The sequence below is a fragment of the Gemmiger formicilis genome (genome assembly GCF_016901605.1).
GTDB classification, from domain to species: Bacteria; Bacillota; Clostridia; order Oscillospirales; family Ruminococcaceae; genus Gemmiger; species Gemmiger formicilis_B.
This window is the reverse complement of the sequence record NZ_JACJKP010000873.1, coordinates 1-220: the sequence shown is the minus strand read 5'-3', so window position 1 is coordinate 220 and position 220 is coordinate 1. Positions and strand designations below refer to the sequence as shown.

The following is a 220-nucleotide window of genomic DNA, read 5'->3' as shown; positions in this document are numbered from 1 at the left end:
TGTGCCCGGCGCCATTGCACTGGCAGCCGCCATTGTCTCCATCGCCGGCAAGGAGGCCATGTACTGGTATACCCGCCATTATGCCTTGCTGATCCATTCCTCGGCCTTCATGGCCATAGGGATGTTCCTCATCGGATGCCTTTTTGGACACCTTCACACCGATCCAGGCAATCAGTGTTGTGAGTACATCCGAGAAGGAGTGGATGGCATCGGAAATCAT

At 55.0% G+C, this 220-nt stretch carries 1 protein-coding gene; it reads right to left on the bottom strand.

Annotated elements, in window-relative coordinates:
• The coding region (locus tag H6B10_RS17100) for a cation transporter (RefSeq protein WP_204652528.1) at positions 1-220 on the bottom strand (220 nt) is incomplete at its 3' end.